The sequence below is a fragment of the Desemzia sp. AGC72 genome, assembly GCF_057334175.1.
In genome coordinates, this window is sequence record NZ_JBHFIG010000015.1 from 1 (window position 1) to 12,114 (window position 12,114).

The 12,114-nt window shown below is 36.9% G+C and carries 16 protein-coding genes and 1 tRNA gene; 13 read left to right on the forward strand and 4 right to left on the reverse strand.

Features of this window, described 5'->3' with window-relative positions; all coding sequences use genetic code 11:
* Both ACE025_RS06795 and ACE025_RS06800 read right to left on the reverse strand, forming a co-directional pair.
* The coding region (locus ACE025_RS06795; RefSeq protein ID WP_485938761.1) for an AI-2E family transporter at positions 1–500 on the reverse strand (500 nt) is incomplete at its 3' end.
* A 132-nt stretch (positions 501–632) separates the two neighbouring features.
* Positions 633–797, reverse strand: a complete 165-nt coding sequence (locus tag ACE025_RS06800) for a hypothetical protein (RefSeq protein WP_485938763.1) — start codon at positions 795–797, stop codon at positions 633–635.
* A gap of 544 nt (positions 798–1,341) precedes the next feature.
* Between ACE025_RS06800 and ACE025_RS06805 the strand changes: the two genes are divergently transcribed.
* Positions 1,342–1,824: a DUF5626 family protein gene (locus ACE025_RS06805; RefSeq protein ID WP_485938765.1), complete on the forward strand. Its 483-nt coding sequence runs from the start codon at positions 1,342–1,344 to the stop codon at positions 1,822–1,824.
* Between the two features lie 3 nt (positions 1,825–1,827).
* Here ACE025_RS06805 and ACE025_RS06810 read toward each other — a convergent pair whose 3' ends face one another.
* Complete coding sequence (locus ACE025_RS06810; RefSeq protein ID WP_485938767.1) at positions 1,828–2,343, reverse strand: helix-turn-helix domain-containing protein; 516 nt, start codon at positions 2,341–2,343, stop codon at positions 1,828–1,830.
* A 211-nt stretch (positions 2,344–2,554) separates the two neighbouring features.
* Here ACE025_RS06810 and ACE025_RS06815 point away from each other — a divergent pair, with 211 nt between their 5' ends.
* The 5 genes from ACE025_RS06815 (at position 2,555) to ACE025_RS06835 (ending at position 4,508) form a co-directional block, all read left to right on the forward strand.
* Entirely contained in the window at positions 2,555–2,809 is a 255-nt protein-coding gene (locus ACE025_RS06815; protein WP_485938769.1) for a hypothetical protein, read from the forward strand.
* 239 nt (positions 2,810–3,048) lie between these two features.
* Positions 3,049–3,121, forward strand: a tRNA-Val gene (locus ACE025_RS06820).
* Between the two features lie 105 nt (positions 3,122–3,226).
* Positions 3,227–3,610, forward strand: coding sequence for a hypothetical protein (locus ACE025_RS06825; RefSeq protein ID WP_485938771.1), 384 nt, complete (start codon positions 3,227–3,229; stop codon positions 3,608–3,610).
* A 151-nt stretch (positions 3,611–3,761) separates the two neighbouring features.
* Complete coding sequence (locus ACE025_RS06830; RefSeq protein WP_485938773.1) at positions 3,762–4,040, forward strand: hypothetical protein; 279 nt, start codon at positions 3,762–3,764, stop codon at positions 4,038–4,040.
* Between the two features lie 252 nt (positions 4,041–4,292).
* Entirely contained in the window at positions 4,293–4,508 is a 216-nt protein-coding gene (locus ACE025_RS06835; RefSeq protein ID WP_485938775.1) for a hypothetical protein, read from the forward strand.
* A gap of 222 nt (positions 4,509–4,730) precedes the next feature.
* Here the strand turns inward: ACE025_RS06835 and ACE025_RS06840 are convergent, their stop codons facing one another.
* On the reverse strand, positions 4,731–5,747 hold the full coding sequence (locus tag ACE025_RS06840; RefSeq protein ID WP_485938777.1) for a PTS sugar transporter subunit IIC: 1,017 nt from the start codon (positions 5,745–5,747) through the stop codon (positions 4,731–4,733).
* A gap of 503 nt (positions 5,748–6,250) precedes the next feature.
* On the opposite strand from ACE025_RS06840, the gene rsmG reads away from it, so the two are divergent.
* The 7 genes from rsmG to ACE025_RS06875 all read left to right on the forward strand — a co-directional run bounded on the left by rsmG (position 6,251) and on the right by ACE025_RS06875 (position 11,858).
* On the forward strand, positions 6,251–6,967 hold the full coding sequence (gene rsmG, locus ACE025_RS06845) for a 16S rRNA (guanine(527)-N(7))-methyltransferase RsmG (RefSeq protein WP_485938779.1): 717 nt from the start codon (positions 6,251–6,253) through the stop codon (positions 6,965–6,967).
* A gap of 148 nt (positions 6,968–7,115) precedes the next feature.
* Positions 7,116–7,982 (forward strand): nucleoid occlusion protein, encoded by an 867-nt coding sequence (gene noc, locus ACE025_RS06850; protein WP_485938781.1) that lies wholly within the window; start codon positions 7,116–7,118, stop codon positions 7,980–7,982.
* 115 nt (positions 7,983–8,097) lie between these two features.
* Entirely contained in the window at positions 8,098–8,862 is a 765-nt protein-coding gene (locus ACE025_RS06855; protein WP_092480451.1) for a ParA family protein, read from the forward strand.
* The gene (locus ACE025_RS06860) at positions 8,855–9,739 is read left to right on the forward strand and encodes a ParB/RepB/Spo0J family partition protein (RefSeq protein WP_485938783.1); all 885 of its coding nucleotides are present in this window, start codon (positions 8,855–8,857) and stop codon (positions 9,737–9,739) included. The genes ACE025_RS06855 and ACE025_RS06860 overlap by 8 nt, the downstream gene beginning before the upstream one ends.
* 46 nt (positions 9,740–9,785) lie before the next feature.
* Complete coding sequence (locus tag ACE025_RS06865; RefSeq protein WP_284030207.1) at positions 9,786–9,992, forward strand: DUF951 domain-containing protein; 207 nt, start codon at positions 9,786–9,788, stop codon at positions 9,990–9,992.
* A gap of 22 nt (positions 9,993–10,014) precedes the next feature.
* Positions 10,015–11,115: a redox-regulated ATPase YchF gene (ychF, locus tag ACE025_RS06870; protein ID WP_485938785.1), complete on the forward strand. Its 1,101-nt coding sequence runs from the start codon at positions 10,015–10,017 to the stop codon at positions 11,113–11,115.
* Between the two features lie 23 nt (positions 11,116–11,138).
* On the forward strand, positions 11,139–11,858 hold the full coding sequence (locus ACE025_RS06875; protein WP_485938787.1) for a DUF1129 domain-containing protein: 720 nt from the start codon (positions 11,139–11,141) through the stop codon (positions 11,856–11,858).
* Positions 11,859–12,114 lie beyond the last annotated feature (256 nt).

A 12,114-nucleotide genomic window follows, 5' to 3' on the forward strand; every position in this document is an offset into this window, starting at 1 on the left:
TATTTATAATGATTTGATTCATTGATTACTCGACTCATGTCTCGAACATTAAAAACAGCTTTGATAATAATCGCGACTACTGCGCCTAATAAAGCGCCGATCGGACCAAAAATCAGTACACAAACAACAGTGGAAAGGAAAGTATATAAAGGACGTACGCCAATTTGTTTTCCTGTCAGATAAGGTTCAGCAAATTGTCGAACCAAGAGAATAATAGCGTAAAGCAATCCTAACTTCCATGCTATCTCTCCGTCACCCATCAGTGCTCGAATAATTGCCCAAGGCAGCATGATAATGCCGCTTCCCAATACAGGGATCATATCAACAATAGCAATTCCAAGTGCTTTTATTCCCCACCATTCGATTCCAATCACTACAAAACCAATACACAATAAAATGAATGTCAATAAGGAGAGTTTTAATTGAGCAATAATAAAGCCTTTAATGCCTTTACCAGTTGCATAAATTACTTCTCTTAAATAATAAGCCCATTTTTCCATCTACAAAACCCTTTCTCCTTTAGTTAAGTAAAAATAGTATAACATGCTGAGTTGAAAACAGGGTCGGTCTAAGGACTGGACTATTCAATTTCATAAATATTTCCTGGGAAATAATAGCTAGAAACAAGTAAATCAGTTGTGTTTGTCGATGTATTGACAAGCTAATTGGAAAATAATCAATATTAAGATAATAGCAATAAGAAACGTTACAACGTTGCTGCCGATATAGACTTCAAAAAGAATATAAGACAAGCCTAAAATTATAGAAACGCATGTAAGAAAAATGACTTCATTCATCTTTAGTTCTCCTTTTTATCTTTCTGGCGCAAATAGGTAAGAAGAGTGGCACTGCGACAAACGAAGATATCATCTTCATCTGTGACTCGAAGTTTAATAGTCGAATTGTTAGCTGATTTACTTATGCCAGTTCTTTTTAAACATGTTCCTTATGTTGCGCGATTGATTCTATTCCTACTACTTATCATACGGAAAGTATCCATCATTGGCTATAAGCCATTAGTTGCTTTTTAGCACTTAATGGTTGCGCAGTTATAAACTAATAAGTGCTAGTTGTTTTTTTAGCGGGAGAGTATACTAAAGAGTAGAAGGGAGGGTTTAAAGGTTGGATACAGCTAAACTTTAATTATTTGGACAATAGTTGAAAAATAATAATAGCTATAGTTTTTTTCTTTCTGTCGGTTCGATTAATAACCTGATGTTGTTGCGGCATTTCTTTATCTTAATAAGCAAAATGAAAACCCTATCACAGAGGTGAAAGAGTCGAATAAGATAGTTTTATTAGCAGAAAGTTTGATCAAACTTTAAAAACGGAGGGATTTAGTTGAAAAAAATACTCTTTATTTTAGGTTGTATGTCTTTTTTTAGTTTTATCATTACACCAAAGGTCTATGCTGGAGAGACGTTTTCTTTATCAGATAATAGTGTAGTTTATGATATAGATCAAGGTGGTTCGCAACAATTTGAAGTTGAAGATGATTTGGGACAGCCTTACATTATTACAATTGAAGAGGAACCACAATTCTTCATTATGGCCAGCAGCGTCAAGAATGGTACATACAAAATCACAAAAGAAAGACCCTTACAGTGGACAGCTAGTTACAAAATTGATGTAAGCAGTAATAAAATTACCAGAGCACATTCCGCGTCAGCAACAGCTATAACTGGAAGTTTTAAAAGTACTTCATTAAGAGTAGACAGTTCTACACAAGCCACTTATTATTTGAAGAGAACATTACTGCTTGTAGAGTCTTCAATAAATTTGAGAGCTAAATTATCTAATGGGAACATTGTTGTCACTTATTAATGATTACTCTCCAATGTATTCAACAGTTGTTGCTCCCCAACCTAAATAGTCGCCCAAAGCGCTATAGACAACAAATGAATTAACGAACAAACAACAAACACATGCTAAGTACACCAACTTATAAAGTGTGTTTGTTTTTTTGTTGCGCTTAATAAGTACTGGAGCAACGAGAAAGCCTAACGGGGCAATCAGGCAACCTACAAAAGCGAGGATAAGCAGCATAAGTCCTTCATCTTTTTCAGAATTTCCGCGAATAAAATCCAGTTTTTGGAAATTTTCTTCAATTTTAAGTTCATTTTCTGCTATTCTTTTTTTAAATTCTTGGTTCTCTTTCAGCAATTCATCAATAGAGACTTCGTAATACGTACTCAGTTTTACTAAGTTATCCAAATCAGGATAACTATTGCCATTTTCCCATTTAGAAATCGATTGTCTTGAAATATGTAAAAAATCCGCCACGTCACCTTGAGAGTATCCTTTATTGACTCTACTTTCTTTTAATCTTTCTCCTAACGCCATTTAATCTTTCTCCTAACGCCATTTAATCTCCTCCTTATTAACTGATTATCTTTATAATACTGAAAATGATTGTTATTGACTACTACTTCTCCATTATATTGATGAATATCTACCTACTAATTAAATAATAAAAAAATCAAGGGTTATTATTTTGCTTATTAATATATGAGGTATACAATAGCCGTATAAATTAAAGGAAAGGAGGGATATTATGACTGATTATGAAAAAAAGAAAGATCACGTTTTAAATAAATTGGTAGATGTCGTTGAAGAGTTGGACAAAAATATAGCAGCAATAGATGACTTGGATGAAGATAGCAAGAAACACAGATTAAAGAAATGGTACCACGAAAAAAAAGCTATTCATGAAATAAAAAAAATATTACATGATGTAGATAAATACGAAAAATATGATGAAAAAGAAATGGAAAAGTTTGAGAAAGAACTTGAAGAATATGATATTTAAAAATAAATTAAAATATTACTATGCCAAGTAACTTTATTGCAGTAAGATGATGGTGCAAATTACTTCTCAAAAATACGCTTCTTATACTAGAAATATTTTGTTCAGTATAAGAAGCGTATTCCTTTTGCTCTATTTTACACCATTGTTAAAAATTCAATAGTTTTTCTTCTAAGGTATTTACGTGTTAAGCTTTTTAAGCTATACTAAGTTAAGATATTGTGTGATTTTGAACAATTAAAGGTTCCTTAGCTCAGTTGGGAGAGCACTACCTCGACAAGGTAGGGGTCGCTGGTTCGAGCCCAGTAGGGACTATAACGATAAACGGCAACGGATTTTTCTTTAAAAATCGTTGCCGTTTTTTTGCTCTTTTTTATAGAAATAGGAAAAATATACTAGAAGTAATAGGAGGGGATTACGGTGAAAAAAATTATTTTGTGGGTATTAGTTCTATTTGGTGGTTTACTGTTATTAGCGGCATGCAGAGAACCTGCAGCCGGTATCAGAGAAGTTGAGAAAATCCCTGATGAGGTACAAGAAATTGTCAACCCTGATTATAGGCTGCAATTAATTTCTTTTGACGAGAACGCTTATTATGTTGTCTTTCATTCTAAAGGTATAGTGACTGCAGATACTGAAACGAAGGAAGATACTATAAACATCTTATTAGAAGTAGAAGAACAACAAGATGAAAAGGTGAAGCCGCATGTCTATAAATTGATATTAGCGCCTGAACATGAAGTTATTGATGTTCATATAAATGGAGAGTCTGTATATTTCGATGAAGCTACGGGGATAAATTAGTCTGAATTAATACTTTTGTCTATGCTAGCAACTAGTGGTTGCGTCTATGTAAACCATCAGGTGCTTACAGTTTTTGATAAACTAGACTACAGTATAAAAGAATTAGTTAAATGAATAATCTTTAACCTATCCTTTATAAGGAGAATTTTTAATGAACAGAAAATATCTATTCAAAGGATTATTTTTAGCTTTATTAATCCCTTTAACAATCAATTATTTTTTCAATACGCCGAAGTCTGAGGTAGAGATCAGTTCACTTTTTATTCTTATTGCAGCAGTGATCTATGCGCGTGATGAAATATCTTTATCTACTAACGATTCAGACAACAGAAATAAGTATCAAAAGTGGATAGACCGACTTTTTGCCGCCATTTTTATTGTTATTTCAATCGACACAGTTATTTCATTTCTGATTCATGGGATTTCTTGATTTGGAATAGTTCAAGTCTTCCGGATGAATTTTTTGAAAATACTTTCGATTATCCATATCCCTAAGAGTATCAAAGGCAATGTTTTCCCTACGTATTCAACACTTCTTTTTGGAATGTTGGTATAGATAGCCCAATAAAAGACAACTAATACCCAAGTAAATGTCACGGTGTACTTAAAAAAGTTAAATTTCATTTTTATGCTCCTCTAAATAACTTATCTATTCTTTTATTATGACATATGAAAGGAAACAATGATGAAAAAGTATCAGCTGTTTTTAGCATGGATGTTTATTTTACTAGCTGTCGTCATATTGATTGGTTTGCCTGAATTAATTTATCCCGCTATCAGTGAGGATGGAGTAGACACAAACCAGTATTTACTAGAAGTAATTATGCACCAAGTAAGATACGTTATTCTATCTATTTTCTCGTTTATTCTAGGAATAAAACTGTTACATAAAGATTAATTGACAATTGTTGGTACCCAAAACAGGCGACTGGGAAATAACTTCCAACTTTTTCATATTTACGAATATTGAATTCATAAACGTATTCAAAAAGGCAGCCCCGACATCCATTTCATGAATAAGGCTCGGATGGTCATCGACCACTCGAGCCTTATTCGTGAATGGATATGGGGCTAAGCTCCTTTTTTTCACACTCTCGTGTTTTTCAATTTGAACAGTATTTTATTTGACCACTAAAGCCATATCGCCATTACGCACATACTCGAATTTCTTCATTGCAAATGAAATAAAGAACGTGACGGCAAATGGGATCACAACGCCAGCTATCATATAGTTTAAAAAGCTGGTCAAACCTTGGTTGCCCAATACCGTGATCGGTGCGATGAATGAACAGAATCCTAATCCGCCTAGAGCACTTGCAGTGGTAAAGCCAAGTGCTGAAGTCGCTATCGGTGCGGCAACTGCACAAGCAATAGTGGGAGCTACTAGAATCATAGGGTTTTTGATGATGTTCGGCAATTGTACTTTTGGCGTACAAACAAATTGTGCCAAAAATCCTCCCAGGTCATTTTCGCGTAAAGAAACAAAAGAGAAAGCAACATACATACTAGTTGTTCCGATCAACATTGCTGCACTGGATACTGGGTCTAAGTTCAGTGCAATAGCGATGGCAGCTGAAGAGGCAGGCGACATCAAAACAAGTCCTCCAACGACAGCAATAACAGCTGACCCAATAATCGGGTAGCCAGCAACTGAAGCAGAAATGAAGTTGCTAAAGGCATTTAATAAGGGCGAGATCAAGAAGTTCAAATAGTATCCGCTTAAGCCGCCGACTAAAACGGCTGCTAAAGGAATAGCCATCATGTCTAACGGTGTTTTTCCAGAAATGCGTTTTCCAACAAATGTAGCAATGGTTGCGGCGATCAAACAGCCAATTGGTTCTCCAGAAGCAATCGAAACAAGGCCTTCTGCAGTTGTTTGTACAGCACCAGCCCCAATAGTTCCTGCCGCCATAGCGCTGAAGACTGTCAGTGTGTTCCCGCCAAGCATGATAGCAATACCGGCACCAATAGCCGGAGCCATCAACATTTTAGTAGCTGTTCCGATAATCACCAATACAGAGAGACCTGTCATATTGCCGATTGTTTCTAATAATAAGCCGATTCCGATAGTGACAAAAATAGCATTAGCTATTCCTGAAGATGCCTTGTACATACGATCAACTAAATATTTTTTCATACTTAATGCCCTCCGTTTTTCAGTGATTTCACAGTCATTTTTATTTCTTAGCGGGAAACAAAAAAAGAAGCAAGCCCTAGATCATAAGGGCTTGCTTCATTACTAAAGCTGAGCCCGTGTAACGCGAACAAGGACTCAACTAAATGAATAGTTCGAATCCCAGCTAAAGTAATAAAATAATAATGACTAAAAAAGAAAGGCTGAAAAACTCAGCAGAACTCATGTGTAGTGTAAATGTTCTTGTCATCATTCTCAACCTCTCCTTTTCGTCAGTATTTTTTTGACCGTGAAGATAGTGTAACTGCATATTATGAGAAAGTCAACCTGTTTATTCATCTAATTTTAATCTTTCTCATAATTAAATTAACACACTAAATGTTCTTTATCTTTTAGCAAAAAAATCTTTCAAAAGCATTGAAGTTCAAAGGAATTTGTTATACAGTTAAACAAGTAGTCCGTGAAACAAATTGTGTTTCACGATTGGAAAACAAGGAGTTGGAATGATGAATCCAGAAGAGTTTAGAAAAGCCCTTCAAGAAAAAGGGATTCCACTGACAGATAAAAAAATGGAACAGTTCGAGCAATATTTAGAACTGTTGCAAGAGTGGAACGAAAAAATCAACTTAACCGCTATTACGCAACGTGAAGAAGTCTATTTAAAACATTTTTATGATTCGATAACTGCTGGATTGTATGTGGATTTTACTAAAGGGGTCCAAAGCCTGTGTGATGTAGGTGCTGGTGCTGGATTTCCAAGCATCCCCCTAAAAATTGCTTTTCCAGAATTAGAAGTTACGATCGTTGATTCCTTGAATAAACGGATTCAGTTTTTGACTTTACTCGTTGATACATTGGGGTTAGAAAATGTTCATTTGTACCATGATCGTGCAGAGACATTTGGTCAAAATAAGAAATTTAGAGAAACATTTGATTACGTGACAGCAAGAGCTGTAGCGAGAATGAGTGTGTTGTCAGAACTTTGTTTGCCTTTAGTTAAAAAAGGCGGAACTTTTATTGCTATGAAAGCTGCAAGCAGCGAAGAAGAGATGAAAGACAGCAAAAAAGCGATTGCTGCTTTGGGTGGTAAATTTAAAGAAGAATTTTCTTTCGAATTGCCTAACGAAGCTGGAGAGCGACATATCTTGTTGATCGACAAGAAAAAAGAGACTCCGAATAAGTATCCGAGAAAACCAGGTACGCCGAACAAAAATCCTTTGTAATTTTTCAATATTGAATAAAGTTGGCAGCTTTTGAACAAGGATTGTCATTTTGGGATGGCAGCTATGTTTTAAGAAGTGCATTTGTTATAATAAAGCAGTTAGGTATATGGAGTATACCGAGTAGAAATTAAGGGGAGTTCAGCGGATTATGGCTTTGTCTGATTTGTTTGGTTCAGGAAAATCAAAAAAGAAAACAGAGAAAATTGAAGAACTATTTGCTGAAGAGCTGAATGATTCTTCAAAAGTTCAACAAATTCCGATAAATATGATTCACCCAAACCAGTTCCAACCCAGAAAACTATTTAATGATGAAAAATTACAAGAGCTTTCGCAGACAATAGAACAGCATGGATTGATCCAGCCTATCATATTGCGTAAATCAAGCGAAAGCCAGTATGAGATTATTGCGGGTGAACGTCGCTTTCGGGCAGTACAGCTATTAGGATGGCAAGAGGTATCTGCTATCGTAACAGAGATGACAGATAAAGAAACAGCTTCTGTAGCATTGATTGAAAATTTGCAAAGAGAAGAATTGACAGCGATTGAAGAAGCTCAAGCGTATCGTGATTTGATGGAAATGAATGAGATCACTCAAGACACCTTGGCAAAACGAATCGGAAAGAGCCAATCTTTTGTGGCGAACAAACTTCGGTTATTGAAATTATCCGAACCGGTAAAAACGGCTTTGTTGAAAAAAGAGATCACCGAACGTCATGGGCGCAGTTTATTGGCACTTGATGAGGAGAAACAAGCAGTATACTTAGGCCGTGTTATAGAAGGAAAATTAACAGTCAAAGAGTTGGAGCAACTGGTCAAAAAAGAAACAGCTGGAAACGAACTGCCTAAGAAACCTAGACGTAAAAGTGTTTCTAAGGATCTTCGTCTGGCAGTGAATACGATCAAAAAAACGATCTCTTTAGTACAGGAAACAGGCATGGAAATCAGAGCAACAGAAGAACATCTTGAAGATGTTTACCGGATAACGATTGAGATTCCTAGAGAAAAAAGAGAATAAAGAGCGACAAATGAAGAATCATTTGGAAGAAATGCGTAGAAAGAGAGATGCGCATGTCGTATCTCTCTTTTAGTATTGGAATGCTTTATCGAGTTTATAATATGGGGGAAATGAAATGGCGCGAGTGATATCAGTAGCAAATCAAAAAGGCGGCGTTGGGAAAACAACTACCACTGTTAATTTAGGAGCTGCTTTGGCGCATCAAGGGAAAAAAATATTATTGATTGACATTGATGCTCAAGGAAATGCGACAAGTGGTTTAGGAGTACGCAAGGCAGATGTTGAAAAAGATATATATGACGTTTTGGTCAATGAAACGCCAGTTGAGGAAGTAGTATTGCCTTCTTCAAGAGAAAACTTATGGGTCGTTCCTGCAACGATTCAATTAGCAGGAGCAGAGATCGAGTTGACGACTCAAATGGCTCGAGAGTCTCGATTAAAGAGTGCTCTACGCGACTTGCAAGATGATTACGACTATATTTTGATTGATTGCCCTCCTTCACTAGGACATTTGACGATCAATGCGTTTACAGCCAGTGATTCAATACTTATCCCAGTACAATGCGAATACTATGCCCTAGAAGGTCTTAGCCAATTGTTGAATACTGTCCGTTTGGTCCAAAAACACTTCAATCCTGATCTGCGTATCGAAGGCGTACTGCTGACAATGTTAGACGCACGTACCAATTTAGGGTATGAAGTGGTGGACGAAGTGAAAAAATATTTCCGCGAAAAAGTATATAAAACGATCATTCCGCGCAATATCCGATTATCAGAAGCGCCAAGCCATGGATTATCTATCATCGATTATGATCCACGTTCCAGAGGTGCAGAAGTTTATGTTGAACTAGCAAAGGAAGTGTTATCAGTTGGTGAATAAAAACAGTAAAGGTCTTGGTCGTGGAATTGATGCATTGTTCAGTGAATTTGCAGAATTTGATAAAGTAGATAAAAATGATGAGCGCGTACAAGATATTCCATTAGAAGAGATTCGTCCGAACCCTTACCAACCAAGACGCACTTTTGATGAAGAGGCGCTGAATGAATTGGCAGCTTCTATCCGCCAATCCGGTGTCTTCCAACCCATCATTTTGAGAGCATCTTCTGTCAAAGGATATGAGATCATTGCCGGAGAACGCCGATTCAGAGCTTCTAAGATTGCAGGGAAAGAGACTGTTCCGGCTATTGTAAGAGAATTTGATGAAGAGACAATGATGCAAGTTGCCGTTTTAGAGAATTTGCAGAGGGAAGATTTGTCTCCATTAGAAGAAGCTGAAGCATACAATATGTTGATGAAGAATCTAAAATTGACTCAAGAAGAAGTAGCTCAACGCTTAGGTAAAAGTCGCCCCTATATCGCTAATTATTTAAGATTGTTAGGCTTGCCTGAAGAAGTGAAGAAAATGCTTCAGACAAATGAAATTTCAATGGGACAAGCACGTACGTTATTAGGTTTGAAAGATAAGAAACAAATCATAAAAGTAGCTAAAAAAGTGATCAAAGAGAATTTGACTGTCCGTCAAATAGAGCACTTAGTTTCACAAATGAATGAAGCTAAACCGAAACAACAAAGCAAAGACCCTGTAAAGAAACCTTATTACATTCGTGAAAGCGAAGAACGATTGATGGATAAATTTGGGACAAATGTTATTATCAATGAGAAGAAAAACAAAGGTAAGATTGAAATTGAATATCTTTCCCCAGAAGATTTAACAAGAATTTTAGATATTCTTGAAATTCAATTTGATGAGGAATAAGTCGATTCTGACATGATAAAGAAATTTATGAATGGAAGTGGCTTTGATGTATGATTTAAATGATGTTGTAGAAATGAAAAAACCGCATCCTTGCGGAGAAAACCGCTGGCAAATCATTCGAATGGGAATGGATATTCGTATCAAGTGTACCAAATGTGGTCACATGGTCATGATGCCCAGAAGAGATTTTGAACGCAAAATGAAAAAAGTTCTCGAAACTGCCGAGAAGAATGATGTAAGCAGTGAATCTTAATTAAAGAAAGCGAGCAGATAGTATGGCATTAACAGCAGGAATTGTAGGATTGCCCAACGTTGGTAAATCGACGTTATTTAACGCAATCACAAAAGCAGGAGCAGAAGCAGCGAACTACCCATTTGCTACGATCGACCCTAACGTAGGAGTTGTAGAAGTTCCGGATTACCGTTTAAACCGTTTAGCTGAACTAGTTGACCCTAAACGAGTGGTTCCAACGACATTTGAGTTTACAGATATCGCAGGGATCGTTAAAGGAGCCAGCAAAGGTGAAGGTCTAGGAAATAAATTTTTAGCGAACATCCGTGAAGTGGATGCCATTTGCCAAGTCGTTCGTTGTTTTGATGACGACAATATTACTCACGTAAGCGGCAAAGTTGATCCTATCGATGATATTGAAACGATCAACTTGGAATTGGTATTGGCTGACTTAGAGTCCGTTGACAAGCGTTATAAACGTATTGCCAAATTAGCGAAAACAAAAGATAAAGAAGCTATTGCTGAATTAGCTGTATTAGATAAAATCAAACCTGTTTTAGAAGCAGGGAAATCAGCTCGTTCAGTAGAGTTTACTGATGACGAATTGCCGATTGTTAAAGGGTTGTTCTTACTGACAACTAAACCTGTTTTATACGTAGCTAACGTTGCTGAAGAAGATATCACTAATGCAGATGATAACGAATATGTAAAATTGGTTCGTGAATACGCAGCTAAAGAAAATGCAGAAGTAATCACTATTTGTGCACGTGCAGAAGAAGAGATTGCTGAATTGGATGACGATGAAAAGGCTATGTTCTTAGAAGACTTGGGAATCGAAGAAGCAGGGTTGGACAAATTGATTCGTGCAGCCTATGATTTGCTTGGTTTAGGAACTTACTTTACAGCTGGTGTCCAAGAAGTGCGCGCATGGACTTTCAAAAAAGGAATGAAAGCACCTCAAGCAGCTGGAGTTATCCATACTGACTTTGAACGTGGATTCATTCGTGCTGAAACGATTGCGTACAGCGACTTTGATGAACTAGGCAGTGAGAAAGCAGCTAAAGAAGCAGGTAAAATGCGTTCGGAAGGAAAAGAATATGTTGTTCAAGACGGCGACGTTATGCTTTTCAGATTCAACGTGTAGATTAATTAGGGGGCTTTAGATCGGTGAAAAAGAATGATGAAAAGAAATTAAACACTGAACAGCAACAAATGGATAATCTAGTAGCATTAAAAGAAGAAAACGACACGCTGTTTTCTCAACTGACAAACAAAAATGAAGAATACATGGTCAAATTAGACAAGCGTTTAACAGAAGCGAACTATCCAGATGATGAGAAAACAAGAGTCTTCAACGATATGCTGAAAGAAATCGTTTCTCAACAATCTGCAGGTGTAACGGCTCGTAAGTTATACGGAACAGTTACTGAAAAATCGGTTGAAATCGTAGAAGGACCACAACAAGAAACTGAAGGACAAGTACAACGTTCTGAAAACTGGAAGCTTTACGTAGATGGAGCTTTGATGTTGGGCGGAATGTTTGCTTTGATCACTGGATTGTCTGCCTTGTTTGGAAATGAAAGCAACTCTACAGGTATGGGGATCATTACGTTATTGTTGAACTTCATGGTAGGTGGGTTTGTTATTCTGGCAATCACCAAAAATGCACCCGTCCAAGGTGTCAAAGGAAGCTTACTGCGCTACATTCTAGTTTCTGTAGTCGCTATGTTTGGATGGATCATCGTTATGACAGGATCAATGGCGATCATTCCGCAATCCATCAACGTATTGATGCCACCAGCCGTCAATTTAGTCATCGGTGCCGCAGCATTCGCAGGAAAATGGTACTTCAAACGCAAATACAAAGTAAAAGGAACATTATTTTAAAAGAGCGCGAAAAAAGCGGTAAGCTTACCGTGAAAAATCCGGGTGTGACTGATAGATGTTTTATATCTAACAGTCACACCCGGATTTTGGTAGTGTAAGCTGCTTTTTGCAGCGCGTCTAAAAAGAGCGTGGAGTAAACCGTTAAGGCTTCCGTAGAGTTCACTTTCTCCTTTTAGTTGGGGATTTTTCCCAACTAAAGGAGAAATGAAATCATAGGAAGACTGGTTTAAGCAACGCGTTTAAAAGAGCGCGAAAA

Bases quoted from the DNA above. Each gene is read 5' to 3' on its own strand.
- ACE025_RS06800 (WP_485938763.1), bottom strand. From the start codon at position 797: ATGAATGAAGTCATTTTTCTTACATGCGTTTCTATAATTTTAGGCTTG.
- ACE025_RS06810 (WP_485938767.1), bottom strand. From the start codon at position 2,343: ATGGCGTTAGGAGAAAGATTAAAAGAAAGTAGAGTCAATAAAGGATAC.
- ACE025_RS06815 (WP_485938769.1), top strand. From the start codon at position 2,555: ATGACTGATTATGAAAAAAAGAAAGATCACGTTTTAAATAAATTGGTA.
- ACE025_RS06830 (WP_485938773.1), top strand. From the start codon at position 3,762: ATGAACAGAAAATATCTATTCAAAGGATTATTTTTAGCTTTATTAATC.
- ACE025_RS06835 (WP_485938775.1), top strand. From the start codon at position 4,293: ATGATGAAAAAGTATCAGCTGTTTTTAGCATGGATGTTTATTTTACTA.
- ACE025_RS06840 (WP_485938777.1), bottom strand. From the start codon at position 5,747: ATGAAAAAATATTTAGTTGATCGTATGTACAAGGCATCTTCAGGAATA.
- rsmG (WP_485938779.1), top strand. From the start codon at position 6,251: ATGAATCCAGAAGAGTTTAGAAAAGCCCTTCAAGAAAAAGGGATTCCA.
- noc (WP_485938781.1), top strand. From the start codon at position 7,116: ATGGCTTTGTCTGATTTGTTTGGTTCAGGAAAATCAAAAAAGAAAACA.
- ACE025_RS06855 (WP_092480451.1), top strand. From the start codon at position 8,098: ATGGCGCGAGTGATATCAGTAGCAAATCAAAAAGGCGGCGTTGGGAAA.
- ACE025_RS06865 (WP_284030207.1), top strand. From the start codon at position 9,786: ATGTATGATTTAAATGATGTTGTAGAAATGAAAAAACCGCATCCTTGC.
- ychF (WP_485938785.1), top strand. From the start codon at position 10,015: ATGGCATTAACAGCAGGAATTGTAGGATTGCCCAACGTTGGTAAATCG.